Source organism: Pseudomonas sp. TKO26, from assembly GCF_003225665.1.
GTDB lineage: Bacteria > Pseudomonadota > Gammaproteobacteria > Pseudomonadales > Pseudomonadaceae > Aquipseudomonas > Aquipseudomonas saponiphila.
On record NZ_QKLN01000036.1, the window covers coordinates 185,336 to 211,184 of the forward strand.

Genomic DNA, 25,849 nt, shown 5'->3' on the forward strand with positions numbered 1-25,849 from the left:
TATAGTACGGGCCGCTTTGAGGAGAATGGAAGCAGTGAAGGTCATCGCAGTTAGGGGCAAACCCCTAGATTTTAAAGAGTCCCCAACTAGGCGGGACGACCCATCTGAACACCCCCAAATCCAGGAAGCCGTGAAGGTCACAGGGACAGCCGTCTTTGATGACGATGAGCGCCTCATGCCCTTGATATCGGGTTACCTATCCCACGCGCTCCAGAACGGCCATATTTCCCAGCTGACGGCTATCACCTATGGTCGAAACCTTGGGTACACCTGCGAGTACCTGATGAACCGTCGTGAGTTCAGCGACTGCGAGCGTGACTCAGCGTTCTTGGAAATCCGAACCCATGTCATCGAGGAATACTTCGCTCATTTGCGCGAGGCAGAGGAGCTTTCCAAGAAGACGGTGCGCAACCGGGATGCGTCCCTGATGGCTTTTTTCAATGATTCTCTGTGCATGGGAGTGGATGACGTACCCGCACCTCGTACCGCGCCTAATCCCTACACGGGTGGATTCTTGTCCCCGCGTCCCAACAAGAGCCTGGTAGTGGCCTGCTCCCTGAATGACCTCAGAGAGCTCATCCTAGCCACGCAGAGTGAGCGTGAGCGCTGCTTGCTCCAGTTCATGTACGACGCAGGCCTGCGACGCTCAGAAGTCCCACGAGTGACCCTCAAGGCCATCGATGATGCCCTTCGATTCCAGGATACGATGTTCATCTCGCCTGGGGTGTCGGAACCAGTTAATGCTGATTACTGCCCCCTGCATGTTGACGGCAGCAAAGGCTCTGCGGATTCCATAAAGCCCCGGCAGACGTTGGTCAGTCGCGCCACGTTGCTGCGTGTGAAGAAGTATCACGCATCCCCGCTGTACAAGATGTACAAGCGCCAATTCAAAGGAGCTGAGAACACCCCTGCCTTCCTGAATGCAGAAGGGGGTGAGTACACCCGGCGCTCGATTTCCAAGCTCTTGGAGCGTACGTCCACGCGTGCCCTGAACCTTCTGAAAATCGAAAGGAAGATCTCCCCGCATAAGTTGAGGCACGGGAACGCCTATGCCCTGTTGAGGACGCCAGACATTGGTAGTGATTACCTTGATCGACTGGTGGCCGTGCAAAAGACCTTGGGTCACTCGAACCTCCACACCTCGGAAACCTACACCCAGATCCCCTACGACCTCTACCAGAAGCTCGTACGCCCCGGAACTGAAACCAAGACCAAAGCAGGTGAGATGGCTGAGCTTTCCCAACAGACACGCCTGAAAATTGATGCGGGAGATATGAAATGAGTCGGCTTAACAGTGCTGAGGTAGACGCCGTTATCGAGTCGTTTGTGGCCCGCGTCACTGATGATCGTGAGTCATTGCTGAAGGTGTGTCTCAGCAGGGGCGAGAATTTGGCGCTGGCCCCTAAATACGTCGTGGAACAGACCAATTTAAACCCAGCGACGATTTCAAGGCGCGCCTCCCTCATTGAGCCGATTTTCGATGCCATGCGTGCTGAAGGAATTATTGTTCCTGGTCATTCGTCGGGTGCCTGCGATTGGCGCCGGAGGCTGCTTGCTTGGTACGAGGGCATGTCCATGGAGGAGAAGCTGGTCATTCCGGTGTTTGGCAATGGCATCAAGGATCGGGGCTTCCTGAGTGAGATTCCTGAATTAACAGGCCTCAGTGAGATGAAGGCCAAGCATGAACTCGTGAGGATCACGTTTGGGGAGATCCTTGATGATCTTCGGAAGCTCGGCGTTCTCGATCCTAGCTATCAAACCGTTGAGCAACGCGTTGCCTCGAAAAAGGAGACCGAGCCCTCCGAATCTCTTCGGGACGCCTTTGTAGCTTTGCGCTCGGTTCACATCCATCGCCTGTCCGACCTCGCGAACCCTGAACCGGAGCGTCCATTCCAGCGTCTGCTGCACCTCTTCAGTGCTGCATCGATGAAGAGCAGCAGTGCGTCTGGTCAAAGCAATTTCATCGAGGCTTTCAAATACTACCGAGCCTATCTCACGGAGGCCAACTACACAGGCTTGGAGGATATCCGGGAGCTCGTAACGCCCTACACCCTTCCAAAGTTCAGGGGATATCTCCAAGACAAGATTCTTGAGCGTTCACTGTCGACCAGCCACAGCAGCACCCTGATGAGCTCTGCTCGGAAAATGATGGCACGCGCAGTCCAGATTGAGGGCCTAGGGCTGACCAGTTTCGTCGGCGCTGCAGGGTTTGATACTGAACGTGAGACTGACCAGTACAAGCCTTACCCCCAGACTGTGCGAAAACGAATCTCGCAAGTTATTGAGCAAGAGATTGAGGAAACCAATCGCTTGGCCCAGCCTTACGTTCCAAGCCAGGTAGGGGAAGATCCGCTGAATGCTGACGGAAGAGTACGCCGAGGCTTTAACACTCTCGATAACGCACGGTGGATTTTTGAGAACAAACTCAACTGCAAGCCTCTGAATTTTGAATCAGTAAATCGCGATGACCCTTACCAGCGGGCGTTTATGTCGATTATTTCGACTTCGTCAATTTCGATCTTCGAGGTTTATAAACGCTGGGGCGTGCAGTATCAGGTCGATGGTCGAGTCATTGCGCCGTACATCGCTCGGCTTGCCCAAGTTACCGGGATGAACGCTGACTCGCTGCTGGGACTGGAGCTGGATGATTTCATTGAACGCCATGATTTAACTGATCGCCCTTGCTTGCTGTATTGGAAAGAGCGTTCTGAAGGCGCGAAGATGCTTCATCTCGATATTTTCCATGCGGAAATCTCTTGGCTGACCACCTCTCAAGGCCGTGTGGTCAAGCAGATCTTTGACGATGTGAAGCATCTGACCCGTGAGATCCGCTTGAATGCGCCTGTCGAGGCTCAGAACAAGCTCTTCATCTACCGCTCAAGCTCTCCCAGGAAATACGGGGTTGTAGATTCCTTTGAGAACTCTGGTGGCAACCAGCTCATTAGAAGCCTGGAGAAATTCTCTCAGGATCATGGGCTGCTTGACGAAGATGGCAATCCCCTCAAGCTCTCACCGTCACGTTTCCGACCGAGCTTCGTTAGCGAGTTGATCGAACGTGGCGTATCTCCACGCGAGATTCAGGTGCTCCTTGGCCATAAGAGTCTTACCACGACCATGGCGTATCTGGATCAGATGGACTTCAACCCCATGGCGCGCCGGATGCTTAATAAGGTTCTCCATGAGATGCAGCAAGGCACTTTGGATGAGACACCCAAGCTCATTCCAACCGAGACTATTGAGTCCATACCAGAGGCGGTACCGCTTCGGTCAGGCCTGGCCAACTGTATGAACGTGTTTGACCCACCGGCTTTCATTAAGGCCTTGGCAAGCTACGACCCTAGCAAGCCTTGCACGCTGTTCAACAAGTGCCTTTCTTGTAGCAACAGCATCATCACGGTATCGCACCTGCCAGAGCTCTTTGCCATGCGGCGCGACTACCAGCGGATGATCGAGGTCAATCGGGTACTCGATACGCCCTACGGAGCCGTCATCCTGGACAACCTAGACGTGCTCAACAATATCCTAGAGCCGGAGACATCGGAGTTTTCCGTGGAGGAGCTGACTAGGGCTGAGCGTCTTTCTGAGAACCTGCAGGTCAGTATTCTGACTGAGGGGGTAATGCTATGAACCACGCTCTGATCCCTGAACTCGCAGCTTACAAAAAGTGGCGGACAGCCACTCACACCCTCATGCTGGAATTGAACAATCACGTCGCCGATCCGGCCCCTGTATCGCTGGAAGCGCTCTCCTGGTACCAGGCGCTTATGGCAACACCGGTCAGTAAAAAATCCGTCTTGGGTGATGCTGTTTGGGACTTCAACGACGATCACCCGAACGCGGCTAGGAACGTCAAAGGAGCCAAGCTGCGTCTCAATTTTGAATCGTTTCCCTCGCTTAACCAATCAGCGGTATTAGAGGTTAAGGTAGCCTTGTATTGCTGGCTTAAAATGCCGTCGGCACTGCGCACGTTTGCCTCACCTAGGAACATCAAGGCCAACACGGCCATCTCATGTATGAAGGCGGGCTTGAGCTTTCTGAACACGATGTCTGGTCAGGCGCGGCACCTCATGACGGATGAATTTTTTGAGGTCGGATACCACGGTCTGTCGTACTTCGATGCGGGTATGTATCGCGAGGCAGCGCTCCTTCATCCTCATGCGTATGGCCCCAATCTCAAGAAGTTCTTCACCCTGCTCAGATCGCCATTTTTCCAAGAGCAGATTTTCGACAAGCCATTGCCTTACATTGAGCTTGAGTCGCTGGCTTGGGCGAAGGTGATCAAGCACGTCCCTGATTCCGAGCGGACATACCGGATTCTCCCTAATGATGTGTTCGAGAAGGCGTCTCGCGAGGCTTCGTTCGCAGTCGTCGATTTCCTAAGCACGCTAGGGGAGCCTGTAGATGACTTGGTAGCCCTGACCCGCCAAAACGCCAGCGGTTACTCGCTGGCCAACGCTCAAGAGCTGTCGCGTTACAATTTCGAGTTGTACGTAGCGCTGAGGCTGCGAAGAAAAGGCTATGACTCCGGTGCGATGGCGGATGCACTGTCCGCAGCTTTTGGCTGCGTTCCATTTACGTTCCAATCCGGCTCTGGTCGACATGATTTTAAGGCCACCGAAACGTTACTCAAACTGACAGATTCCCAACTAGACGATGATTTCCGCAGGTACATCAACTTCGTTTCGTACAGTGCCTGCTATCTCGTGGCGCAGTACACCGGCATGCGGCCCTCGGAACTCTCCGAAATCCTGGTCGAGTCGTGCATGGAGCAAGAGAGCGATTACTGGTTGCTGATCAGCAACGTGATCAAACACCGGCAAGGCTTGGCCAAGCTGTTCGACGACAAGTGGATCGCGATTCCGATTGTGCGTGACGCTATCCGTGTTGCTTGCCTTATCGCGAAGGTGAAGCAGAACCCTTACTTGTTTTCCAATGTGGATACGGTCGCTCAGGGCGCCGAACCGGACTCGATGACTTCGGTTGGCATCACCTGGCAGTTCAAAGCCTTCTTTGAGGAGATCCTGACGGATGAGGAGTTCGAGGTTCTTGAGTTCTCGCCGTACACATTGCGCCATACCCTTGCCTACCAGATGGCCAGGGCTGAGCTCGGTCTCCCTTTCATCTCACACCAGTTGAAGCACTTCGGTGATCTCATCGGTGGAGCTGGCCAGAACAAAGCGTTTAGCGCGGTCACGCTTGGATACGGTGCGATCGCGGTGATCCTTTCCAAAGGTGGGCGTTCCTCTGGTAAAACGCCGACTCAGTTGGCAGAGGAAGAGTACATCCAGAGCTACTGCGATCCTGACGGAAACTACGCCGGGCCCAATGCGGAGAGCCATAAGGCGCGGATGAAGAAGGTGTTCAGCGGGTATATGGCCGCTGGTTACACCAAGGAGCAAATCATTGCCCAGATGGCCAAAAAGCGCATGGCGATCATCAATGTGGGACAAGGGTTCTGCTATGGCGGGCAGCGGGAGGTATTTGACGAGTCGCTGCCCTGCATCGGTTCGCTTCGTTGCAATCCGAATCGGTGCAAGAACGCCGTGGTCACCAAGGCTCATGCCCCTAAATGGCGGGAGATCTACGTGCAGAACAGCTTGGCGTTGAGCTCTCCTAACTCTGCAGGTGCGGAGGAAGAGTTGAGGGCGGCGATGGAGGAAGCCAAGGGTGTGTTGGAGCATCTGGGTGAGGAGGTCGAGGTATGACAGGCCAGGCGTTTGATGCCAAAAATAAGCTCGACTACGACCGGAACACTGAGCTTCTGGCCCAAGGGATCCTGAAGATAGCGTCTGATCCGAATTTGAAGCCGACGGTGGCTGAGCTCAGTCGGATCACCGGCATTCATCGCAACACCATTCGGCAGCGTGATTTTCCAGCAGAGCGTCTTGAGGCGATTAAGGAGAACCGCCGCGTTGCGGTGCTTGCTCAGAGGGTCAAGGCTGAGAAGAAGCAGGATCCTAAGACGATTCTGATGCAACGCCTTGAAAAGAGTCGATTGGAAGTGCTTTATTGGTTCAATAGGTATCAGGAATCTGAGAGCTCTTGTGCCACGCTCGACAAGAGATTGGACACTGTCCGCGAATCTAGGGACTACTACGTCCAGGTCGCAGATGAGCTGCGTCTGAAGATCAAACAGCAAGATACTGAAATTTTGAAATTACGTGACGCGTTGGATCTGGTCAGCGCGAACCTAGAGGAACCGAAATGAAGATGTACCACGATTTGCTAGCCGACGTGCTGGAGAACGGCGTTGAGAAAGGCGATCGCACAGGGACTGGCACGCTGAGCGTTTTTGGCCGGCAGTTCCGCCACAATTTGGAGGAGGGGTTCCCGCTCCTCACCACCAAGAAGCTTCATTTCAAGAGCATCATCAACGAGATGATCTGGTTCTTGAACGGAGATACCAACACCAAATGGCTCAAGGAGCATGGTGTCAGCATCTGGGATGAGTGGGCGACCGAAGACGGTGATCTGGGGCCGATCTACGGTAAGCAATGGACAGCATGGCCTACCCAAGACGGCAAGACGATCAACCAGATCGACTATGTCGTTCACACACTCAAGACCAACCCGAACAGCCGACGCATCCTCTTTCATGGGTGGAACGTTGAGTATCTGCCAGATGAGTCTGTCAGCCCTCAGGAAAACGCGAAAAACGGTAAAATGGCTCTGCCGCCTTGCCACTTGTTATATCAGTTTTATGTCGCAAATAATAAGTTGTCTGCGCATCTGTACATACGCTCTAGTGATCTACTACTTGGGAATCCCTATAATCTGGCTGGGGTGAGTTTTCTGACACATATGCTTGCTCAGCAATGCGATTTGGGTGTTGGCGAAGTTGTAGTTACTATGGGTGATGCGCATATTTATCTTAATCACATTGAGCAAGTTAAGTTGCAACTTACTCGCGAGCCTAGGCCGCTTCCTAAGTTGGTATTTAAGCGGAGGCCGGAAAGTATCTATGACTATAAGTTCGAGGACTTTGAGATTGTAGGGTACGACCCACATCCTCATATCTCGGCTCCTGTATCGATCTAACTGAGTCGATGTCTGGCTAGCCAAATCTTGGTTGGCCAGGATGCGGGTGTTGAATGGCAAGTCTAGACGTAGCCTCATCGCTTTAGGCTCCAGGTTATGCAGGACGCAATCAGGCAACCGCCAAGGAGTTCACATGTACCTCACGATCATGAAGCCACAAGTACTTCAGCAAGTCGCTGTTCTAGCACGTGGATTATGGATCGTTGAAGGCCCTGAAGGCTTCGTTCTGGTAATCAAGGCAGGGAAAGAGCTGATCCTGGCCGCTCAGCAAAGGCGTGAATTGAAGCTTTACCTCGCGCCATACAAGGCAGGCGAAACGATGGGGCTTACGCTTCTCACAGCCTGCTTTGATGACCCGCAAAGCCCGCTATTGATCAAAACCCCACTCATCCCTGGTGACCCTCTTACCGAGGCACTGCAGAGTTTCCCTGACGAGTTCAGTGTGTGCTTTTTCGACGAGCACAACCGTGAGCTGTTCAGTTGTAAGGCCCAGGCCAAGCTTGGTCAGCTCCGCAAGGAGCTCGGTACACTCAGCCCCATTGGAGCAGATCACTGGCCCAAGATGTATGAGCAGGCGGACAGATGGTTCAGCCTCACGACCTATGAGGACGACGCTCGTGCCACAACAGTGTTCCTAGAGGAGGATCTGTTCCCTTCGGACTATTTGATCACCGACCTTACCCGCCAGGACTTTCGAGGCTCCAAAGGCTTCTCCAATACACAGTTGGAGCGCACTGAGCCGGGTACCTTTCAGGAGCTGGATATCATCTATCTGCTCCAGCGGGCATATACCTCCGAGCGGATCATCCATGGCCCCTTGAAGGTCTCCGATGGCGAGGAGCTGGCTGACGTAGTGGTGATGGGCGATGAAGTGACTTTACTGCTGCAGGCGAAGGACAGTCCCAATACGCCAGCGATGATGAACACGACGCTTGAGAGAAAGCGAAAGAAGGCCATAGGTCAGCTGAAGAACGGCCTTCAGCAACTACGTGGCGCTATCTCAACGATCAGGCGAGAAGTCAATCCAGCCTTGGCGCTTGTGGACGGCACGCCCTTGGACATTGATCTTGCTGCACGCCCCCTGGTGGGAGTTGTCGTGGTCAGAGAGTTTTTTATCGACAACTACGATGAATACAGCAACATGATTTTGAAGTTCATGGATGAGGTCGGTGTCCGCGTCCTAGCCTTCGATTACAACGAGTTCGAGGTCATGACCCGCCACTGCCCTTCGGAAGACGCACTGCTGTCAGCGTTCTTGCAGATTTCCAAATGCGCTGAGGAGAGGCGCATCTACCCGAGGCTGCGCTTCATGGATATGCCGCCGCGCTAAATCGAATCGGACAAGTGGAGAGCTTCTCTGCTCTCACTCCACAAGTCCCTTTCTAGCCAGGCAGTTCTTTGAGCCAGTAACGCCTGACAGTCGCTTCAGGCAACCCCAGCGCCCGACTCACCTCCGCCTTCGACATGCCACTGGCCTTCAGCTCCAGTACGGCGCGAATTCGATCAGGGCTGCTGGGTTTGCCTCGCGAGCGCTTTATCAGCCCTTCACGAGCGTCCCAGTGCTTCTTCAGGCCCTGCAAGCCTCCCTTTGCTATGAAGCCCTCCAAATCCTTCGAAGCCTTCGCCATGACATCGATAGGTGATGACCCATCCTGGAGTGCCTGACACAGTGCGACCAGAGCCACGAGGTCGAAATCTAGGGTGAGCGCGATCTTGCTCAGCTTGACCAAAGAGACCTGCGTTTTCCCCTGCTCCAATCGCGACAGATTGGCTTGGGAACTGATCTCGGCAAGCTCCTCCTGAGCCGATCCTCTCAGGTCGCGCAGAGCTCGGACTATTGCTGCTATCTCGTTCTGCATGCTGAGCGCTCAAAACGAAGAATAGGGCCACAGCGCTATGCGTCGATAAATATCGAAAGATAGCAATAGTGACGATCATCGTTTATCGTGGGCCTACTGATGGCAGCCTCGCTGAGCCCGGACGAATGGGTCGGGTGATGATCAATTTATTAGAAAGTCGACGTCAGCAGGCTTGGGATGAAGCTTCATATACTGTCTGATCTACATTGTGAGCTCGCCGATTTCGTCCCCCCTGTGGTGGACTGTGACGTGGTCGTATTAGCCGGCGACATCCACGTGGAGTCCAGGGGGGCCAGATGGGCCAGCCTGACCTTCAGCACGCCTGTCGTATATGCCATGGGCAATCATGAGCACTACAGCGGGAATATAGATCGAACCCACAGCAAGCTGCTTGACGCTGCTGAGGAACACGTCCACGTCTTGGAAAATCAGGTTTTAGAGTACGGTGATGTGCAGTTTCTCTGTGCTACGGCTTGGACAAGCCTGGCCGCGACCGGAGACCCAGTAGCTGCTTCTTGGTGTGCTCGTAACTCACTGAATGACTTTCGCGCAATCCGTGTCGGTGAACAGTATCGGCGTTTGCACCCTGATGATCTGATTGCGAGAAATCGAAAGACGAAGGAGTGGTTAGAGTCTCAGCTGTCGCAGCCATTCAACGGTAAGCGTGTAGTTGTGACTCACCATCCGCCCCTTATGAAGTTTGTGAGTGACCAAGGAGCCAATCCTCACTTGCGAGCAGCCTATGGCAACAATTGGGATGGCCTGATGGATTTTAAGATCGATCTATGGATCTTTGGCCATACCCACGAAGCCGTGGATGAGGTGGTTAATGGCGTCCGGTTTGTGAGTAATCCTCGTGGTTATCCCTCTGAAGAAACTGGCTTTCAGCCAGACCTAGTTGTCAGTGTATGAAGACTGATAGGGCTGCTGGCGTTTAGCTTTTTTCAGTAAGTGAGTAGGTTTCAAATTCGAACGTGATGGAGAGTCCATGAGTTGTCTGAATTCCCAGGACTGGATGGCTGAGCGCGGAATACGACTGCCCAGTCTGGTGTCAGCTAAGTTGGCGATTGCGCAGGCCCATGATTGGGGCGCGCTAGTGGACGCGTACCTAGTAGATGCGGCTGAAGTTGGCGATCGTTTCGTTGCGTATGTGTATGGCGATCTTTCAGGGCAACTGGTTGATGGGATGACAATTGTCACACCCCCTAGTGAGGTGATAGCGGAGGTCGAAGGCATGGCGTTATTGCGGACAGTGTCAGGCAATGATCATTACGTCATGGTCAGCCGACTGCCTGTCGCCGCTTGAGTGCCCTCGCGTCGAAGGACGCTGTCTCAACCTGCTTCATAGGCCCCGGTGTCATCAGATTCGCTAATGGTTAATGTGTGTTTAAGGGAAGAAGCATGTCCGATTTAAAGAAGTTGACACTGACTGTTAAGAATTATGACGCTCAAGCGAGCGGTGATTTTGACGCTCTCTATCGACGTGTTAGATATGAGGATGAGCACGGCGCTACGCTCTATTTCAATGAGGTTGTGATGCCGAAGTATCTTGCGAGACATGGTGCTTTGGCGACTGATGTTCCACGAATTTGGTATTATAAATATGCCTCAAAGAAATCGATAATTGTTGTCGCTTTTGAGAAGGCTGGTGGAAAGGTTGAGTGCGACTTGGATGATCTGCAAATTATTGCAAGGTCGACTTTGGTAAAGGGTGTGGTTATATCGCTAGCAGCGGTTCCAGCTGGGCTTATTGCCGCAACGGCCACCTTTGGAGTTGGGCTTGTCATTATTCCTATGTTTTTGTGGTATGGGTACAGGAACGTTTTCAAGCTTCCAAAAATGCTAGGTCGAAAAACGCTGGTGGATGATTTTTCAAAATTTGGCGTTACTCTTCGATAGCTTGGTTTCTGGTTGTTGAACTAGATTCTCGTTAGAGTGGCTGTCTTGTGGACGCTGGGCATCGAAGGAAACTCAGATGAAGACCAGCGCTGTAATCTTTGACGCGTTCGGAACGCTGGTAGAGATACGGCAGCCGAAACATCCATTTCGACAGTTGCTTCGAGAGGGGCGACGCCAAGGCCGCCTGCCTCGCGCTGATGACATTCGAACTATCATGACCCGTTGCCTTTCTCTAAGCGAGGCTGCGCTGTCCTTTGGCATCAAGATCTCGCCCTCCCAACTCGCATTTCTCGATCGATGCTTGGAGGAAGAGCTGGCGAGCATTCGGCCATATCCAGATGCGGTTGAGGCCGTTGGGCTACTGCAAGCTGCCGGGCTGAGACTGGCCGTATGTTCAAACCTGGCAATGGCCTACGGCCCCGTAGTGGAAAAGATCTTCCCGCACCTTGGGGCCTATGGTTTCAGCTATCGCATTGGTGTTATGAAACCGCAAGCCGGCATCTACCAGCACACCTGCGATCTGCTTAATGTCCGGCCAGAAAATGAGCTCAGTGGTCAGAGACGGATCGTCATGATTGGCGACTCAGAAAGGTGTGATCGGGATGGGCCTGGCCAGGTTGGTATCAAGGGTTACCTATTGCGCAGGAATGGAGGCGGGGCTTCCAATCTTTCCCATTTTGCACGATCAGTGCTGAGTGATAGGTAGCTGCGAGCAGATCTTCAATTCGATGGTAAGCGTTGTGACTGAGCTACTGGCTCGCGCCACGAGGTGGCCCTGTCCATACCTGCGAACGGTCAGTGGGTGGTGACCAGACCAGTATCACAAGAGGCTGATGCATGAATGAGTTTCAGATTGTTGGACGATGCGTTCGCTCCCCTATTGGCTGCTGGAGTGCTGGACATCGTTGTTTTCAGGCGCGTTACGAGCATGTTTTCTCGATCGCGTTTGAAGTGTTTGGAGCTCGAAAAAAGGCGCAGCGATGGCTTTTAAGATCTTTAGTAGGTGTAGGCCGGCAGTCATTCTGCGCGGTGCTGCGCACACCCATGGGACTCACAATTATCCATGACGAGCTTATGCGGCTTGATCACGGCATAAGCGCCTAATCCCATTTAGCCTGGCGTTGCGTTCTATCGAGCGAGGGCTCGCAACCCCAGAAGCTGTACGATTCGTAGTCTTGTGTGCCTCACTGCCGCACTTTTCCGAGGCGACATAGCAAGGCCTGCCAGCCCTCCAGAGACCCGTGCCTATCTATTGACGAGCAACACCTCAGCCCAAGTACCAAATGTCTCAATGGGATGATCGGCCACCTGTCTCGGACAACTGGCGTCTACAAGCGTCCGTCACCGTCATATTTCTAGCGAAACGCATTTGGTAACCTGAAGCTCGGTTCGACAATGTTGGCCTGTAAACCTAATTTTTAGACTGTAAACTGCGGTGATTAACACGTTAAAAAATAGGTTTACAGGTTTCCGTGATGATTCGTTGGCGCATAGGATTCCTTGGCAGGGCGATCGCGTCCGGCTCGAACATGCGCGAACACCATCGCGCTTTGCGTCGGACTTCGAAAGGAGTTTGCCGGACGCCTTCAGTATCCTGGATTCGGCGCGCACCTGGGGCTATGTTGCCAATTTATTGATAATGCGAACCCGACATCGGATCCTATGACCGCACTGTCTGATAGTCCGCTCTGGTCTCTTGCGTGCAGAGCCTATGGGGATGATTTGCCTCTGATCCTTGGATCGATCGTAAGCGCCTACCAGCGTCGTCCTGGGCTGGATAATCTCATCCGTGTTCACAGGTCGGTCATCGGGGCTGTTGGCTTTACGGCGCTTCGAGAGGCCCTTGCTACGCAGCACCCCAATGGCTTCCATCAGCTCCACGGTTGCTTGGAAATCCGTGAACTTTTGGCCTGGCATCTCGTACGCCATCTGCAGCAGAAGCTGATAATCGATGGGCATGCCCCTGCTTCAATCCGCGACCAGCGTTTTGCGGGAGACCTAGGGCTTTGATCTTGTCCCGGTGAGGCAACTAGTCACCGAAGCCTTCAACGCTTTGGGCTCTGGCAACGTCATCTGCTGACCACGTCGCGATTTCTTCTTTGAAAATCCCGAGCGACTTAAACGGCATCGTCGACACCGCGTCGATCATTCCCACGCGCTGATTCTCCCACCTGTCTTGGTCATCGACCTTCAGAAAATAGCTGTCGGCGAACTCTGAAAAAATGAGTTCGGCGGTCTCGTTGAGTTGCAGCTTGCTGCGGATGAGTGTGAGAGGGTAGTCAGGCCCCTGAATCAAGCTTACGGCTTGGATGTACTTCTTGGGGCAAAGGGGCAGCTCATTTCTGGAGTCTGGCATTAACGGCCTCCTTATAGGCGTTGTAGCGGTAATTCTAGCCAACACGGGACGCGAGGGCACTATTGAGGTTGCGTGCTAGGGCGGGGATTCACCAAGCTGCATTGGAGAGAGTTCAGCGATCTGCTCTCGTTGCAGGTGTGCGCAGTGTGGGCATCATGGCCTTCGGCGGCGGTGTCAGGAATATGTGTTTGCCGGACGGTTACGAACGGCTTTAGGCCAGGCGTCGATGCCTCTGTCCTATTCCAACCTCGCAATGTCAGGCATCATCGAGCCAGCTCGCTATGGCGATTTACCCCTGGACTAAGTGAGGCGGAGGGTAAGGATGAAGGACTCATTTTCAAGGCGTCACGGTTTCTTGCTGGTCGATGAAACCGAAATCACCGTCCGGGAAGACGCACCGCAAGCGCTGCAGGAGTACCTGATTCAATTGAGCTACGAATGTGGTCTCAAGCCCTCAGACCTGCGCCAAATCATTTGCCAGACCTTGAAGGTTTTGCCCGATAAGCAGAACTGGAGTGAGAGGCCTAATATCCACGAGGAAAACGTTCAGCGGCTTGAGCAGTGCAAGTGGTTCAAGGTGTATGACGTCATTGAGCGGCTCGATGACTACCTTGGTAACCGTAACTATGATTCTGGCGCGTACGACCACTTCACTACGGAGCTGAACGAGTTCTTCATTGAGCACGGCATAGGGTGGAAGCTGCTGGATGGTCGCATCGAGATGCGCGGTTCTGAATCTTTTGAGCAGGTTTTGACCTCGGCAAAAGAAACTGAGCATCAGCACGGGCATGTCACGGCCAGCAAGGAGCTTCACCAGGCTATTGCAGATATCTCACGCCGACCGTCCCCAGACCCGACCGGGGCCATACAGCACGCCATGGCCTCGCTGGAGTGCGTCGCTCGGCAGGTCACTGGCGACCAACAAGCCACCCTCGGAAAGATCATGAATGATTGCAGGACGCTGATCCCAGCACCGTTGGATAAGGCAGTCATCAAAACCTGGGCTTACGCGTCGGAGTTCGGGCGGCACATCCAGGAAGGGCGTGAACCTTCTTTCGAGGACGCTGAGCTCGTTGTTGGCTTGTGCGCCTCGGTCAGCAGCTATCTGATCAAAAAATCGAAGTGATTCCGACCGGTGGCCTTTCCATAGCTGATCGGGAATGATCCGCCGATGCCTGCAATGGGTTAAGAATCCTGGTCACGCTCATCCGTTGCGACCCAAGCATAACGGGCTCAAGCTGCTGGAGAAGCAAGCCCGAGCTCAATCAGCGCTGGGACTCGCCAGGCGATTCGAGCGTCAACAGGAGTGGTTTTTGTCCCTGTTTTGCTGGCTTAAGCTTCATCTGAAATAACCAATCCTCACTTCCCATCATGGGATTTCACCTTGTGTAACGCAGGTCGTGACGCTATAGTGGGTGTGCGGGAAATAAGAGCAGGGCTCCGAGATCATCAGGCGAAATTGGATCTGGAGTGTGGATTGCACGGAGACGCCATCTGTGTGGTAGCGGCATCAGACTTCGGTCTGTTGGCATGTGACCCAACCCCTAGGGGTTAGCTAAGCAAGCGCTGCGACTACCATCCCGCATATCTTCTTCAGTCAAGGGCGCCAAATCTGGCGCCTTTGGCGTTTCTGGGATTTGAAAACCCTCAATCATCCCGACAGCCTTCCCGTTCGGCGTACGGTTGCGATAAGCCGTCACCACGCTGTAATAGAGTAGGTCATCGCCGATAGGCCAAGCTGCTAATACTGCGCACCCCTTGCGACCCCGAAGCACGATCAGTCGCTCGTTCCCCTTCATCGAGTCAAACTCACAAACGATGTTCGTGCCATGCACGATGATGTCGGACACAAAACGTGGTACGTCATAGACCGTTGGGTAGCCCCACTTTACCAAGTCATGCCCACGCTCTTGCCAGATGTGGCGTACACCGAAGCCTTTGTGGGGCCCGATGTGCTTGCCTGCCCTGAGGTAGATATTCCCGCCAGGCTGCTGTAACAACTGGCTGGTGACCTTTACCAATCCCCAGGATTCCAGGCCTGTGGAGGGGTGAGCAATGTTGAAATCTTCGTGATGGTCGAATTCGACCGGTATCGCCTGAGGCGGCGGCGCCTTGAAACGTGACATGCCAGCAATCCTTAACTACCTGATGGCTCCATTCTCACGTCACGACTGGCCGTGTCAGAACCGCACTTTCCCATTTTACAGAATTTAGCGATGCCGAGGGTCACTGGGTGTCTGCGGCGAGAACTCCGGATGGACAAGCAGAACTGGGGTGATCCTTAACATCGTGCAGTGGCTCGGCGGCTCAAGACGTGGGACACCTCAGACGCCGCCGAGCACTGCTAACCCGATAGCCATTAAGGCTTAGGTACTTTGCGGGTTGATTCACAGGCCTCCATCGTCGAGTCGAGTATGAACTGGCGTGGGGACTTGTTCAGCATGTTGGCTGCCTTATTGACCTTGTCGGTCTGGTTGACCCCAAAGGTAACCAAAATGGATTTGCCCGCGATGGCGGGTGTAGGGGATTTGCGGCTCATTCATTTTTCCCCTGTTCCAATACCTGCTCTGCTTTCTGCAAAGTCGCCTGCTTAATGAGCTTGTTCACGGAAATACGTTTGCCGGTGCATCGCTCGATCAAATCAAGTTGGCGGTTTACCGAATCGGCTTCTTCCTGGGTGAGTGATAAGCGCTGCTGGCGCTTCATCGTGTACTGCTCTGAGTATTCATCGACAGTGGGGGCAGGCGCTGCCGCCTGTTGTGCTGCAGGATCTGCAGCGATGTGGGGGTTGAATGTCGTCATTCGTGAAATCCTGAGTGTGGGCTTGGCCCAGTTTTTTGCTGAATGGGTGAGCCAGTCCATGGGAGCCTGGCTCATTTGCCCTGCTAGTACGGCGACACGTTTGCGGCGTAGGCTCGACATCGGCGGGTGAAGCAACCATAATCGCTACCTGCAGGTTTGTCACCTGTTTTAAAAAGTAGACGCTATGAGGTGTGTAAACGTGTCGGAGAGCAAAGTCAAAAAGGCAATCAGCGTCCGATTCGATCCAGTGGAGTACGCGAATTACTCGGCTATGGTCGAAAATGCGGGGGTAGCCGTGAGCGACGGCCTTCGCTACCTGGTGACGGAAAAGCTGCAGCAAGCGGAAGGAGCCGACATGAAGAAATTTCATATCAGCTTCGATTTTCGATGGAAGGAGCGTGACGTTGCTTTTCCTGAGCACATCGGGAATATGCTGGTGACGGTAACCCCTCCCCGCGAGCTATCGGTCGACTTCTTGCAGCGGCTCATTTTTGTCATCCCAGAGTTTTGGGATGATTCGGGATCGGGATTGAAGGAGACGTTCCGGATCGACTCAGCCTATTTCCACAGAGTCACGGCAGAGCCCCACCATAGAATAAGCGCCAAGGCCTCAAGAAATGTCCTGAGCTTTCATCTCCTCAAAAGCAGATGGAGAGCTGCCATTTTCGACTATGGCAGCGGGTACAAAGAGGGGGAGCTAGAAGATCGGATTCGGTCAGCGGTTACGTCTCACTTTACTCAGACTATCCGGCTTTACCTCATCGATCATCTTCCAGCGTCTCGGGTACTGCCAGAGGAGCTGTTCAACGAGATGATGAGTTTTCGCGACGAAAGCACCCTCGATCAGATGATGGCTTTAGGGTAGATGTTGTTTGGTGTCGCACGAAGGTGTCCCAGGCCAGCGGGGTAATTCGACCCGTGCTAAGGGTGCATCGAGTCTCCTTGGTGGTTTGAGCGTCCCTGTGGGATGCTGCGTGTGGCAGCCACTAAACGTTGGGACGCCGGCTCCAGCTAATTTCAGCTGTTACACAGTCGGGTATCAATCTGGTGGTGTAGCGGCGCCAGGTGGATGCCAATAGGGGATCTGTGAGGCCCCTGGCTTATCCAAGACTATCGCCACGCTTTGCTCGGCCCGTGTGACCGCCACATAGAAATCGGCTGCGGATAGGGGCAGGAGATACTCCCCTTTGCTGATGAACTTGCCGATAGGGTCGGTCGGATAAATCAGCACGCGGTTGAATGTCTGTCCTTTGGACACCCCGAAGTTCATATAGTCGAGATCGAACTCCTTGCCCGAGCGTATGCTATTGCGCAGGCACTTGGGTTGGAATGTCTCAACGTACTGACGGACGTGGGTCTTCTTCACGAGGAAAACGCCGTCGTGGGGTGTGATCGCATGGTTCTGTGAGGTCGTTTCCGGAAACTCCCAGCTCGCCTCGAAGATGGTGTCGGAGAAGGTAGCTATTGTCTGGCAGCACCTCCATGTGACAGAACTGTAATTGATTTCCAAGCGGCCAGCTTTCTGCTGTTTTTTGAACCATGCAATGGATTTCGAGTAGGCAAAAGCCTTCTTCATTTGTCCACGAGGATTGGTGGACAAGACTGCCTGTCGGACGTCCCCCACGAGCCGTATCTCAATGCGCGTGCCGAACAGCGCCTCCAGGATGTCCCAGTCGTAACCCGAAAGATCCTGAACCTCGTCGATGAGTATTTCGTCGTAAAGGCATTCGAGGCGTTGAATCAAGGCCCCGCCGCTTTGGCCAATCAGTTGGTGGGCCAAGCGTGCTAATTCTTTCCCATACACACTGTCCGACGAATCGAAAAAACGATTCTCACCGCTGGCATATCGCCCTGGATCACCTTCGAAATTGAAGCCCTTGCAGCGCTTGCCGGGAAATGCAAACGGGACGAAGGGTTTGACGAAATGACGTATTAGGAAGCTGAACCAGCCAGAGACCTCCAAGCCGGGTCGCTCGCCGGCGTACCGCCTTACACGCTCGCGCAACTCGATCTGATTGGCCTGTGCGAATGTGATGAGCAGAACTTTACGATCGGCTGGTAATGCCTTGCAATGCTCCACTAGGCCTTGTGTCTTGCGAGCGCCCGCAACTGCCAGGGTCAGGTAATTTTTAGCCATGAATGAACGCCGCTGCCGCAGCCATATAAGGTGGCGGAGTGATCGCCTCCTTGGATTTGGCGATGAGAAGTGCTACTTCCGTTTTCTCTCTCGACATCCATTTCTCAAGGCTGGCCCGATCAGTGACTCCAAGAATCTTGCGCAGAGACTCTTCGCTGTTGCACGCCCGCAATTGTGGCTCCAATGTCCTGCCAGCTTCCTTTGCGCCAATAAAGAGCTCTCGCTTTCCTGTTTCTAGCAGTTCGTTGACGGTTTCCTTAAGGGTTTCTGGGTCTTCCCCATCGTTGTCTCGAAGCACTGCAACTGGGCGATCAATGGCAGTACATAGTTCCAGGCAGCGTCTCAACGTCAGCCCATGCATGCTCATCACATCAATCCCCATTTCCATCGGGTGCTTACCGTAGAGGTCTCTGAAGAATCGCTCGAACAGAATCTCATCCGATGGGCCTTCCACCAGGACGAGCTTGTGGGCCAGTACCATTCGCAAAGTGTCGAAGCCTGGCAGCTTTTGGAAATAGCCGACGGTGTCCGGATCAAGTGCCTCAATGTGAGATGCCTTGCCGCGATGCAGGAGGAGCAAGGAACTCAGGCCTAGGCGATTCAGCACATAGGCGCTGTGAGTGGAGATGAACAGCTGACGCTCGCCTGCAGCTTCCTCGATGCGCGACAGCAGCGTGGTCAAGCTCGTATGGGACAGATGATTCTCTGGCTCTTCGATCATCACGATGCTGGTGTGCTCGGTCAGGCGCTGCATGGCCAGCGAAATCTTGATCGAAGCTTGCTGCCCCTGGCCTGCCAGCGCGAAAGGCACATGATCCACATGTGGTGTAACCGACCCCTCCCAGGAGGATTGAGCGCTTTGATCCATGGCCAACGCCATCACCTGGTTATCCAGTGGCGCTCGAATATCCTTCAGGCGTTTGTTCACGTCTCCCAACGAGTTAGAGGTCATGGACTCTTTGATCTCGCGGTAATGCTGGGAGATCTTGGCTTTCTCGACCGGCTCCAAGTGGTCACTGAGGATTTGGCGAAGGTGATAGTCGATGCCTGAGGTCGAGCGGACGGTACGGGAGTCGATAGTCGCAACGGCAAGCTGACGTGGGCGTCGAGTCAGTACCTCATCCCCAAAAGTACGCCATTCAATCTTGTAGTACTCAACGGGTATCAGCGCGCTGGGTTTGGTACGCCATTGGGTCAACTCCTCGTCATACTCAGGGTTGGGGATGACCTTGAACGAGATGCCAGGGCAGGCATTCGTCTTCCTATCGCTGTTGATCGCCCCGCAGAGAAACTGCAGCTCTGGCCGATTTTCTAGAAATAGCTCAATCAGGATTTCTGGTAGCGCTGGTTTTTCATCCCAGGCGCAGTCTTCCAGAAATTGATCAACCAGCTGTTTGTTGAACCAGTACGGGTTCAGCTCCTCCTGAGCGGAGCGACCACCGATACGCCCGTTGAGCGCGAGACCAATTGCCTCCATCAGGGTCGACTTCCCCGCGTCATTACCGCCCACAAGGATGTTGAGATCCCTATTGGGCAGCAGCGTGAAATCGCCGTAGATCCGATAGCCCTGTATTTTGATCTTCGTGATCATCTGCTGTCCTTAGGTGGAGGGTAGAAACTTGGGGGCGTGTTTTGTTTTTTTGGAGTTCTAATCTTCCCATGTGTTTCGCACAACGTTCAAAAGGTGGGCTTACGGAGCTGCTGCTTGGACAACCAGGTTTGCTGGACTAAAGAAGTACAGCACGGCGAAAACAGCGAGCGCGCCACCGGCACGTAGCCATTTTTGAAATCGAACCTCCATAAAGCCGGGAATTACTGCACCGATACCTGCGCCTGCCAAGGCCAAAATTGTCCTGAATACGTTGTACTGGAAGTCTGACGGTGAGGGCACAAATAATGCGATCACTAAGATGGCTGTTAGAAAGATGGCGCCAAAAATAAATGCCAGAAGTTTGTCTACCATAATAAAGTTTTTTGCCTTTTGTTCGAAGCCGTATATCGGGAGTTGGTTTTCTTTGAATTTATGATAGAGGCTTTCCCTCTTTTCAGGGGTAAGGTAAAGACAAACCATTCGTTGCATATTTGCATAAGCTGTTGGTGTTGGCTCTATGCTGGAAAGATCATGCACTCCAAGGTTATTAAATTCAGTCCTAAGAAGCTCTAAATGCTGTGGTATTGATTCGAGTATCGCAAAGCAATCTTCGGCAAAGCCCTGAGCCCAATGCTTGCTATCTCTTGCACCCAAAAGCTCGCTATCGCCTACAAAGGTTTCAGCGCTATTAAAGTAGGCGGTAGCGGTTCTCTGATAAGTCAAAAGACTATCGCGTTTTTTAGTCTTGTCCGCTCGATCTACTGAAAGAAAACGATGTAGTGAAGTAACTACATCACTCCGCAAATTGCTGAGTTTTGTACGGATTTCAACTACATCTTGCTCTCTTGTCATTTTGATGCCGCCTTAGCATCGGCAAGTGCTAAGGTCAGCAAGGTGCTGTAGTCCGAATTATCAACCCCATCAAAAGTTAAAAATTTCTGACCCGGAAAATGCCTTAGGAAGATCGTCAAAGCTTGAATTTGAGTTTTAGGCTCTTTTTGAACGAACTCTTGTGCCAAGCGAGCCAGTTGGTCTGCCGTCGGATGCCATTGCCATGGATGTAGGATGCTTTCGATTTTGGCTTTGAATGTCGCCAGTTTGGTCGTATTCATGTGTTACCCCCTCCTTGCCTCGGCTAGCGCCAACGCGAGCAGCGTATTGAGGTCTGAGTTATCTGCACCCCGGTAGATCCACTCTCCAACCCCAGGGCAATAGTTCTTAACCACGTCAGCCCAATCAGACTGAGTGGCTGTCCTTCCAAAGTCCTTTATCCGCTTGATTGCAGCTTTGATGTTGGCAAGCTGAGCGTCAGTAGGCTGGGTAGGTGGAAGGCCAAATCGCATACGCAGGGCGTGTGCTAGTTCTTGGTTTGCAGTCATAAAGCGTCCTTGTTCGATGTCATTTCCTGGATGCAAAAGTCGGCAGCGAGGGCTAGATAACAGGCTTCTACAGCAGGGTACAAGCAGGCCTTTTGGCTGCCCGCCGTGGCGCTGTCATTATGATGGCAATGGCTCTCGAATCAATGGCCATATGAGGTTGTGACTCATACTGGAAGCATCGGTTGGCTCGGAAAGCCAGCTGTTTCGGCGGCTACAGTTGGAATAAACGATCGTCCGCTCACCACGTGTGGGCGGGCGTCGCCTGCCTTACGAATCGACCACCGTTAGGGGCTGAGGTCGGCCAGGGGTAAGCTGGTCAAGCCAGGAATGACCTAGCCCAGGCCTGGCTTTGCTTCATCGTCTTCACCCCGTGCCGGACAGATATCACGCTGGTGCGGGCCCTGTGGTGATCGACGACTGGGCGCTTTTTAGCGTGAGAAGCCTCAATTGTCTGTCTATAATCCGCGCATGTTGAATCCAACCGAAATCCGCCCAATCCTCAAGCAATGGGTCGCGAAAGCGATGTCCCACGAAGAGAGTGATGTCTTCATTGAGGAGCTGTGCTTCATCGATAAGGCCAGACGCGCCGATCTCGTTCACGCCAATGGAAAGCTAACCGCTTTCGAAATCAAATCTCATGCTGACACCCTGGTACGCTGGGAGGGTCAGCAGCAGGCCTATATGGCGTGCTTTGACGAAGTCTGGCTATGCTGCCATTCAAAGCACTTGGTGAAGGCTCTTGAGTCTTGTCTTCCGCACGTTGGTGTACTCGTTGTCGATGACTATTCCGGCATGGCGATGATTCGAAAGGCGAAACCCAACAAGCTCCAGGATAAATTTCACCTTACGGGATTCTTGTGGCGTAGCGAGTTGGACGCACTCGCGAACCAGAATGGGGTGCCAACGAAAAGTCGCGACCTCATAAAAGAGGTGCGTCGCCAGCTATGCGACGCCCTCCCCATGAGCGTGATCAGATCACATGTACTAGCAAGCTTGAAGCAACGCTATCGCTTGCTAGAGTAAGTCGTCGGCATCAAAGTCATCGAAACGGTTATCCGTAGCTACGATGGACTCGATCATGGCGCAGATATGCTGATTGATCCTGTACCCATTCCATGTGCCGTTGTTCCCGTAACCTGTAGATGTGGCGACAATTCTGCTGTACTCACGAGTAGCCCAGCAAAAGTCATCACCGTGGTAACCCGGCAGCCCTCTGATTTCTTGGGCGATTTCAATGTACCGCACAAATTCCTTGTCCGAACCTTTGCGTCGTTGCCACCATTCCGTTGGCGTGTAATAGCAGGCAAAAGGAAGTACAGGCATGCCTCTTATGTATTCCATCGAGGCGGTTGGATTGGTGGCAGCGTAATCCCCGTAGACAATATCCGACTCTATGCCACTGGTATCGACCCTTGCTTGCCACGCAACGTCGTAACAGGCGGAGGAACGTGAGGTGTTTGAGGCCGGCTTATCGATAGGGAAGGAGGTGCTGATCAGAACCAGATTCCGTATCTGATAGCTGTTGAGTTGACGCAGGGATACGTTGAAATCCGAACCTGAGGCAGTGTTGGCTGGAGCGGTGGCACCGAAGTCCAAAATTACCGTCGCGGCGTCCGGGCGTTCAAGAGCATCCAGGATTGATAGTAATCTGCTCCACGAAGTCGCAGTGGGTTTTTCCGGGCAAGTAACCCTGATAGCTATATGTGGGAAATCGCCTTGCAGAGCGAGTGCACTTTGAATGACTGCTCGCTGGGGATCATCATCAACCCAGGAAACCACTGGTATTGCGTTCTGGTTGATGCCTGCCACATCTGAGAAGAATCGACGTTTGTTCTCAAACGCACCATGAGGATTGTGCAGGTCATTAGTAGTAATGAATTCTTCACCAACATCCTTCGTTATTCTTGAAACGTCTAGGAAAAAAGGATGCTCAGTCCAATTCGCTAGGAATGTTTGTAGGTGTCTGTCGTCGTCACCTCGCATGTCCAACAGCGGAGCTACGACGTTCCGCCTGTGGTCTTCCAGATTTATCAGCGCCTTAACGTCATTCTGACCAACTCGTAAACAAGCCACGTACTGCATCTTGCACTCCTTGCATGCTGTGAAAAAACGGCTTAGCCATACTGCTGAGTGCACAGCGAGTTAAAGCCTGGTGGTCAGCAAGCGTCGATATCCAGGACATATCGGCGCGTCGCACAGCCACTGGCCTTTGTCATGCTCCCAGCGAGACGGCAGGTCGAGATCGGTACGATAGCATTTGGCCACTCAATAAAGGCCTTACAGGGTTTTTTTGAGATGCGCGGTATGCCTATGGCCGATTACTCAGTGCGTTACTCGTAGTGGAGCTCACCAAATAGTCCGATCATGAGATCACCGTCTAGGATCTCAAAAGGCAGGGTGACGTACTGGTCAGGATGCCGTGGTAGAGCCCTCCCGTCGTGAGCGGAGTTCTTGGTATGACCTTGAACACGCTCGCCATTTTCTCTGATGTATGGCTGCACGACTATCCGGCCATGGTTCTTGGATAGAATCGTTCCCTCGTGCCACAGGGTGCTTCCTTCATCACTGCTGGACTCGCCCCCCGTGTTTTTCAAGATCCACCTTGGCACCCCATCATCCTCATACCAGAACACGAATCCACTGCAGACCAGTACTCTCTGGCCGCGCATCCTCGCCTCGGCGAGCATCTGTTTAACGCTTGCTAACTACAGCGTAACCCCCCGGCAAACATAACCAGCGGCCAGGCGAGTCTGACATCGAAACGAGACGGTAGGGGCGGCGAGGGTTTCAAGTGGCGTCGCTTAGTTAGCAAGCTAATTATCATGAAAGTAAATCAACAGCATACGAAACATACTAATTTTTAGATAGAGACTTGCCAATTGTTTGGGCTGCGCTATCGTCAGATACTGAAATTTACAACTAATGGAATTGACGTATGGACATGGTATGGAGTTTAAAAAGGTCAGCCGCAGTAGTTTTTGTTGCTCTAATATCGATGTCTTCTGGATGCACAACGATAAACTTCAAAGAGCCTGTGACATCTTATGCTTCTGCAATGTCACAGTCTGCAACGGTATTCACTGATTACTACACCCAACAGAACGAGCTAGCCCGTAGGTTCTATTTCACACAAATCAAATACCATAAAGAAAAGCACATCGAATTTGCCAATCAAAATGGGGTCAAGACTCCATTGTATTTTAGATACTCTCCAGAGGGGATCAAAGCGCGATTAGACGCTATCCGCCTCATCGGAGCCTTTGGCAACAAACTCGCAGTGATGGCAGGCGCAGACTCTCCTCAAAGGATTAGCGATACATCGGCTGGTATCCTAGCTAGCGTTTCTGGGCTGGATCAGGAGTTCAGAAAGCTAACTGGCGTAGAAGCCCTTCATAAAGACGAGTTTGCACAAGGTTCTTCACAGCTCGTCTCTGCCATCACGAAAATGTACGCAGAAAAGATCCAGCAGGATGCTCTAAAAGCTGCAATTCAAAATGGCCATGCTGCAGTCGAGACCATCTTGGTAGCTTTGCAGGCTGATCTGAAAGATCTCTCATTCAAGAATCAGGGAATGTTTAGCACGCAGCTCTCAGACTTGGCCTACCTGTATAACCAAGGCGTGGATGCACGGATTGCTGCACAAGAATCAAAAACACCGATGAAAGGCCCTGCAGCTGCACAAACCTCGCCACAATTCACGGATACTCAGCTCCTAGATATCTTGGGTCAGGCTCAAGCGACAGCGGCTCTGTACGAGGGAAGCGTTTCCCAGCGGCCAGACGAGGTAATTGCGGCCATGAGGAAAGCCAATGACGACCTCTACGAATTTTCGATGCATCCCAAGGGGGACAATGCCTTGGTGGCGCTAAACGCCTCTCTTGAAAGCTTTAACGCAAGGATAAAGCCGTTCGTTGACTACTATGTCGCAAACCGCAAGTAAGGAGACAGCCAATGGAAAAAGTAAGTGCCGTGCTATCTATCGAGGATTGCACTAACGTCGTGATTAAGCTAAACGAGCTGAGTATGACGTTTAGCTATAACGCCCAGCAGCGTGCGGTCTTTCACCAGTTCGGACAGGAGCTGTTTTTCTATCTGGATCAGTTGCAATCGATGAGTTTCGACAAGGGGACTGAGATTATCAAGGCCGCAAGCAAAGATCTCAACGAAGTTAAACAGAGACTTGATGCTGCGATCAACAAATTAGATAAGATGGCCGACGTACTGAAAGTGGTTGATAGCTTGATAGTAAACCTTTCAACGTTTCTGAGAATCATTGCCCCACTTGCTGTGTAGCGGAGTGGTCTTTGACTGGCCAAAGGTGCGGCATCTATCGATGCCGCAGTACCCAGCAATCTCGTCGAGGGTTGTGCAGTCATCGACATCCCAAACGGTATCGATACGGGTATGAGTCCACATACAGTGTGCCTTGATCCATAAGCGCTTCAAAGCTCAAAAGCTAGCTGAAGTTGACGTAATCACTTCGCATGCACTATCCATCTTCGATCGAGCCTGGTCGTAAACCTCTGGCTCATCAGATGTGGGCATCGAGTGGTATGGCATCTGATCTAGGCGCATCGATTCTCCCTGCTGTTTAAGCCGTAGCACTCGTGGAATTGCCGGAGCTGATCCTAAGGGAGATAGATTTTCCAGCCATCCTAGATGGTCATTGCCAAGCTTAATCATATAGGCCCGTATTTAAGGGCCCTCAGGGCAGGTAGTCCTGAGAAGGACTTGATGAAGCTGGCTTTTTATCCAGTGCTAGGGTTTGCTTTGTCAATGTGCAGAAGA

Annotated in this window: 26 protein-coding genes and 1 pseudogene; 16 read left to right on the plus strand and 11 right to left on the minus strand. The window is 52.7% G+C overall.

From position 1 onward, the window contains the following. The first annotated feature begins 25 nt into the window (after window positions 1-25). From DNK59_RS25170 to DNK59_RS32180, 6 genes are all read left to right on the plus strand, one after another. Complete coding sequence (locus DNK59_RS25170; RefSeq protein ID WP_371920320.1) at window positions 26-1,282, plus strand: tyrosine-type recombinase/integrase; 1,257 nt, start codon at window positions 26-28, stop codon at window positions 1,280-1,282. Continuing rightward, on the plus strand, window positions 1,279-3,627 hold the full coding sequence (locus tag DNK59_RS25175; protein WP_110724987.1) for a site-specific integrase: 2,349 nt from the start codon (window positions 1,279-1,281) through the stop codon (window positions 3,625-3,627). Before DNK59_RS25170 ends, DNK59_RS25175 begins: the two co-directional genes overlap by 4 nt. After that, window positions 3,624-5,705, plus strand: a complete 2,082-nt coding sequence (locus DNK59_RS25180) for a tyrosine-type recombinase/integrase (RefSeq protein ID WP_110724988.1) — start codon at window positions 3,624-3,626, stop codon at window positions 5,703-5,705. Before DNK59_RS25175 ends, DNK59_RS25180 begins: the two co-directional genes overlap by 4 nt. Further along, a complete protein-coding gene (locus tag DNK59_RS25185) occupies window positions 5,702-6,208 on the plus strand; it encodes a hypothetical protein (RefSeq protein ID WP_110724989.1) in 507 nt (168 codons plus the stop codon). The genes DNK59_RS25180 and DNK59_RS25185 overlap by 4 nt, the downstream gene beginning before the upstream one ends. Next, entirely contained in the window at window positions 6,205-7,038 is an 834-nt protein-coding gene (locus DNK59_RS25190) for a thymidylate synthase (protein ID WP_110724990.1), read from the plus strand. Before DNK59_RS25185 ends, DNK59_RS25190 begins: the two co-directional genes overlap by 4 nt. 133 nt (window positions 7,039-7,171) lie before the next feature. Further along, window positions 7,172-8,368: a hypothetical protein gene (locus DNK59_RS32180; RefSeq protein ID WP_256596651.1), complete on the plus strand. Its 1,197-nt coding sequence runs from the start codon at window positions 7,172-7,174 to the stop codon at window positions 8,366-8,368. A gap of 52 nt (window positions 8,369-8,420) precedes the next feature. Here the strand turns inward: DNK59_RS32180 and DNK59_RS25200 are convergent, their stop codons facing one another. Next, window positions 8,421-8,897, minus strand: coding sequence for a helix-turn-helix domain-containing protein (locus DNK59_RS25200; RefSeq protein WP_110724991.1), 477 nt, complete (start codon window positions 8,895-8,897; stop codon window positions 8,421-8,423). Between the two features lie 177 nt (window positions 8,898-9,074). On the opposite strand from DNK59_RS25200, the gene DNK59_RS25205 reads away from it, so the two are divergent. From DNK59_RS25205 to DNK59_RS32610, 5 genes are all read left to right on the plus strand, one after another. Then, window positions 9,075-9,809: a metallophosphoesterase gene (locus tag DNK59_RS25205; RefSeq protein WP_110724992.1), complete on the plus strand. Its 735-nt coding sequence runs from the start codon at window positions 9,075-9,077 to the stop codon at window positions 9,807-9,809. Window positions 9,810-9,885: 76 nt separating this feature from the next. Further along, window positions 9,886-10,203 (plus strand): hypothetical protein, encoded by a 318-nt coding sequence (locus DNK59_RS25210; RefSeq protein WP_110724993.1) that lies wholly within the window; start codon window positions 9,886-9,888, stop codon window positions 10,201-10,203. 95 nt (window positions 10,204-10,298) lie between these two features. Continuing rightward, a complete protein-coding gene (locus DNK59_RS25215; RefSeq protein WP_110724994.1) occupies window positions 10,299-10,796 on the plus strand; it encodes a hypothetical protein in 498 nt (165 codons plus the stop codon). Window positions 10,797-10,872: 76 nt separating this feature from the next. Next, window positions 10,873-11,502, plus strand: a complete 630-nt coding sequence (locus DNK59_RS25220; RefSeq protein ID WP_110724995.1) for an HAD family hydrolase — start codon at window positions 10,873-10,875, stop codon at window positions 11,500-11,502. Window positions 11,503-11,633: 131 nt separating this feature from the next. After that, window positions 11,634-11,900 (plus strand): antitoxin Xre/MbcA/ParS toxin-binding domain-containing protein, encoded by a 267-nt coding sequence (locus DNK59_RS32610; RefSeq protein ID WP_110724996.1) that lies wholly within the window; start codon window positions 11,634-11,636, stop codon window positions 11,898-11,900. 925 nt (window positions 11,901-12,825) lie between these two features. Here the strand turns inward: DNK59_RS32610 and DNK59_RS25235 are convergent. Further along, window positions 12,826-13,152, minus strand: coding sequence for a hypothetical protein (locus tag DNK59_RS25235; protein ID WP_110651969.1), 327 nt, complete (start codon window positions 13,150-13,152; stop codon window positions 12,826-12,828). Window positions 13,153-13,474: 322 nt separating this feature from the next. Here DNK59_RS25235 and DNK59_RS25240 point away from each other — a divergent pair, with 322 nt between their 5' ends. Continuing rightward, entirely contained in the window at window positions 13,475-14,278 is an 804-nt protein-coding gene (locus tag DNK59_RS25240) for an AbiJ-NTD4 domain-containing protein (RefSeq protein WP_110724998.1), read from the plus strand. 418 nt (window positions 14,279-14,696) lie between these two features. On the opposite strand, the gene DNK59_RS25245 is transcribed toward DNK59_RS25240, so the two are convergent. The 3 genes from DNK59_RS25245 to DNK59_RS25255 form a co-directional block, all read right to left on the minus strand. After that, window positions 14,697-15,278, minus strand: a complete 582-nt coding sequence (locus tag DNK59_RS25245) for a hypothetical protein (protein ID WP_110724999.1) — start codon at window positions 15,276-15,278, stop codon at window positions 14,697-14,699. A 233-nt stretch (window positions 15,279-15,511) separates the two neighbouring features. Next, a complete protein-coding gene (locus DNK59_RS25250) occupies window positions 15,512-15,691 on the minus strand; it encodes a hypothetical protein (protein ID WP_110725000.1) in 180 nt (59 codons plus the stop codon). After that, complete coding sequence (locus tag DNK59_RS25255) at window positions 15,688-16,014, minus strand: hypothetical protein (protein ID WP_146249938.1); 327 nt, start codon at window positions 16,012-16,014, stop codon at window positions 15,688-15,690. The genes DNK59_RS25250 and DNK59_RS25255 overlap by 4 nt, the downstream gene beginning before the upstream one ends. 139 nt (window positions 16,015-16,153) lie before the next feature. Between DNK59_RS25255 and DNK59_RS25260 the strand changes: the two genes are divergently transcribed. Further along, window positions 16,154-16,819 (plus strand): hypothetical protein, encoded by a 666-nt coding sequence (locus DNK59_RS25260; RefSeq protein ID WP_146249939.1) that lies wholly within the window; start codon window positions 16,154-16,156, stop codon window positions 16,817-16,819. 174 nt (window positions 16,820-16,993) lie between these two features. Here DNK59_RS25260 and DNK59_RS25265 read toward each other — a convergent pair whose 3' ends face one another. From DNK59_RS25265 to DNK59_RS25280, 4 genes are all read right to left on the minus strand, one after another. Further along, on the minus strand, window positions 16,994-18,091 hold the full coding sequence (locus DNK59_RS25265; RefSeq protein WP_110725003.1) for a UvrD-helicase domain-containing protein: 1,098 nt from the start codon (window positions 18,089-18,091) through the stop codon (window positions 16,994-16,996). Next, window positions 18,084-19,682 carry an ATP-dependent endonuclease gene (locus DNK59_RS25270; protein ID WP_110725004.1) on the minus strand — a complete coding sequence of 533 codons (1,599 nt, stop codon included), beginning with the start codon at window positions 19,680-19,682 and terminating at the stop codon, window positions 18,084-18,086. Before DNK59_RS25270 ends, DNK59_RS25265 begins: the two co-directional genes overlap by 8 nt. A gap of 99 nt (window positions 19,683-19,781) precedes the next feature. Beyond that, window positions 19,782-20,534 (minus strand): hypothetical protein, encoded by a 753-nt coding sequence (locus DNK59_RS31730; protein WP_146249940.1) that lies wholly within the window; start codon window positions 20,532-20,534, stop codon window positions 19,782-19,784. After that, window positions 20,531-20,794, minus strand: a complete 264-nt coding sequence (locus tag DNK59_RS25280; protein ID WP_110725006.1) for a hypothetical protein — start codon at window positions 20,792-20,794, stop codon at window positions 20,531-20,533. Before DNK59_RS25280 ends, DNK59_RS31730 begins: the two co-directional genes overlap by 4 nt. Before the next feature lie 714 nt (window positions 20,795-21,508). On the opposite strand from DNK59_RS25280, the gene DNK59_RS25290 reads away from it, so the two are divergent. Then, window positions 21,509-22,084, plus strand: a complete 576-nt coding sequence (locus tag DNK59_RS25290; RefSeq protein ID WP_177431298.1) for a sce7726 family protein — start codon at window positions 21,509-21,511, stop codon at window positions 22,082-22,084. On the opposite strand, the gene DNK59_RS25295 is transcribed toward DNK59_RS25290, so the two are convergent. Together DNK59_RS25295 and DNK59_RS32185 are read right to left on the minus strand one after the other, a co-directional pair. Then, complete coding sequence (locus DNK59_RS25295; protein WP_110725009.1) at window positions 22,076-23,143, minus strand: hypothetical protein; 1,068 nt, start codon at window positions 23,141-23,143, stop codon at window positions 22,076-22,078. The genes DNK59_RS25290 and DNK59_RS25295 overlap by 9 nt on opposite strands. Window positions 23,144-23,391: 248 nt before the next feature. Continuing rightward, a pseudogene (locus tag DNK59_RS32185) lies at window positions 23,392-23,766 on the minus strand (hypothetical protein); the annotation flags it as partial. 230 nt (window positions 23,767-23,996) lie between these two features. On the opposite strand from DNK59_RS32185, the gene DNK59_RS25305 reads away from it, so the two are divergent. Together DNK59_RS25305 and DNK59_RS25310 are read left to right on the plus strand one after the other, a co-directional pair. Next, complete coding sequence (locus tag DNK59_RS25305) at window positions 23,997-25,001, plus strand: hypothetical protein (RefSeq protein WP_146249941.1); 1,005 nt, start codon at window positions 23,997-23,999, stop codon at window positions 24,999-25,001. An 11-nt stretch (window positions 25,002-25,012) separates the two neighbouring features. After that, window positions 25,013-25,354 (plus strand): hypothetical protein, encoded by a 342-nt coding sequence (locus DNK59_RS25310; protein WP_110725011.1) that lies wholly within the window; start codon window positions 25,013-25,015, stop codon window positions 25,352-25,354. Window positions 25,355-25,849 lie beyond the last annotated feature (495 nt).

Bases quoted from the DNA above. Each gene is read 5' to 3' on its own strand.
- DNK59_RS25185 (WP_110724989.1), top strand. From the start codon at position 5,702: ATGACAGGCCAGGCGTTTGATGCCAAAAATAAGCTCGACTACGACCGG.
- DNK59_RS25270 (WP_110725004.1), bottom strand. From the start codon at position 19,682: ATGATCACGAAGATCAAAATACAGGGCTATCGGATCTACGGCGATTTC.
- DNK59_RS25235 (WP_110651969.1), bottom strand. From the start codon at position 13,152: ATGCCAGACTCCAGAAATGAGCTGCCCCTTTGCCCCAAGAAGTACATC.
- DNK59_RS25200 (WP_110724991.1), bottom strand. From the start codon at position 8,897: ATGCAGAACGAGATAGCAGCAATAGTCCGAGCTCTGCGCGACCTGAGA.
- DNK59_RS25245 (WP_110724999.1), bottom strand. From the start codon at position 15,278: ATGTCACGTTTCAAGGCGCCGCCGCCTCAGGCGATACCGGTCGAATTC.
- DNK59_RS25170 (WP_371920320.1), top strand. From the start codon at position 26: ATGGAAGCAGTGAAGGTCATCGCAGTTAGGGGCAAACCCCTAGATTTT.
- DNK59_RS25250 (WP_110725000.1), bottom strand. From the start codon at position 15,691: ATGAGCCGCAAATCCCCTACACCCGCCATCGCGGGCAAATCCATTTTG.
- DNK59_RS25180 (WP_110724988.1), top strand. From the start codon at position 3,624: ATGAACCACGCTCTGATCCCTGAACTCGCAGCTTACAAAAAGTGGCGG.
- DNK59_RS25205 (WP_110724992.1), top strand. From the start codon at position 9,075: ATGAAGCTTCATATACTGTCTGATCTACATTGTGAGCTCGCCGATTTC.
- DNK59_RS25255 (WP_146249938.1), bottom strand. From the start codon at position 16,014: ATGGACTGGCTCACCCATTCAGCAAAAAACTGGGCCAAGCCCACACTC.
- DNK59_RS25280 (WP_110725006.1), bottom strand. From the start codon at position 20,794: ATGAATACGACCAAACTGGCGACATTCAAAGCCAAAATCGAAAGCATC.
- DNK59_RS25305 (WP_146249941.1), top strand. From the start codon at position 23,997: ATGGACATGGTATGGAGTTTAAAAAGGTCAGCCGCAGTAGTTTTTGTT.
- DNK59_RS25295 (WP_110725009.1), bottom strand. From the start codon at position 23,143: ATGCAGTACGTGGCTTGTTTACGAGTTGGTCAGAATGACGTTAAGGCG.
- DNK59_RS25215 (WP_110724994.1), top strand. From the start codon at position 10,299: ATGTCCGATTTAAAGAAGTTGACACTGACTGTTAAGAATTATGACGCT.
- DNK59_RS25190 (WP_110724990.1), top strand. From the start codon at position 6,205: ATGAAGATGTACCACGATTTGCTAGCCGACGTGCTGGAGAACGGCGTT.
- DNK59_RS25240 (WP_110724998.1), top strand. From the start codon at position 13,475: ATGAAGGACTCATTTTCAAGGCGTCACGGTTTCTTGCTGGTCGATGAA.
- DNK59_RS25310 (WP_110725011.1), top strand. From the start codon at position 25,013: ATGGAAAAAGTAAGTGCCGTGCTATCTATCGAGGATTGCACTAACGTC.
- DNK59_RS25175 (WP_110724987.1), top strand. From the start codon at position 1,279: ATGAGTCGGCTTAACAGTGCTGAGGTAGACGCCGTTATCGAGTCGTTT.
- DNK59_RS25210 (WP_110724993.1), top strand. From the start codon at position 9,886: ATGAGTTGTCTGAATTCCCAGGACTGGATGGCTGAGCGCGGAATACGA.
- DNK59_RS32610 (WP_110724996.1), top strand. From the start codon at position 11,634: ATGAATGAGTTTCAGATTGTTGGACGATGCGTTCGCTCCCCTATTGGC.
- DNK59_RS32180 (WP_256596651.1), top strand. From the start codon at position 7,172: ATGTACCTCACGATCATGAAGCCACAAGTACTTCAGCAAGTCGCTGTT.
- DNK59_RS25220 (WP_110724995.1), top strand. From the start codon at position 10,873: ATGAAGACCAGCGCTGTAATCTTTGACGCGTTCGGAACGCTGGTAGAG.
- DNK59_RS31730 (WP_146249940.1), bottom strand. From the start codon at position 20,534: ATGACAAGAGAGCAAGATGTAGTTGAAATCCGTACAAAACTCAGCAAT.
- DNK59_RS25265 (WP_110725003.1), bottom strand. From the start codon at position 18,091: ATGGCTAAAAATTACCTGACCCTGGCAGTTGCGGGCGCTCGCAAGACA.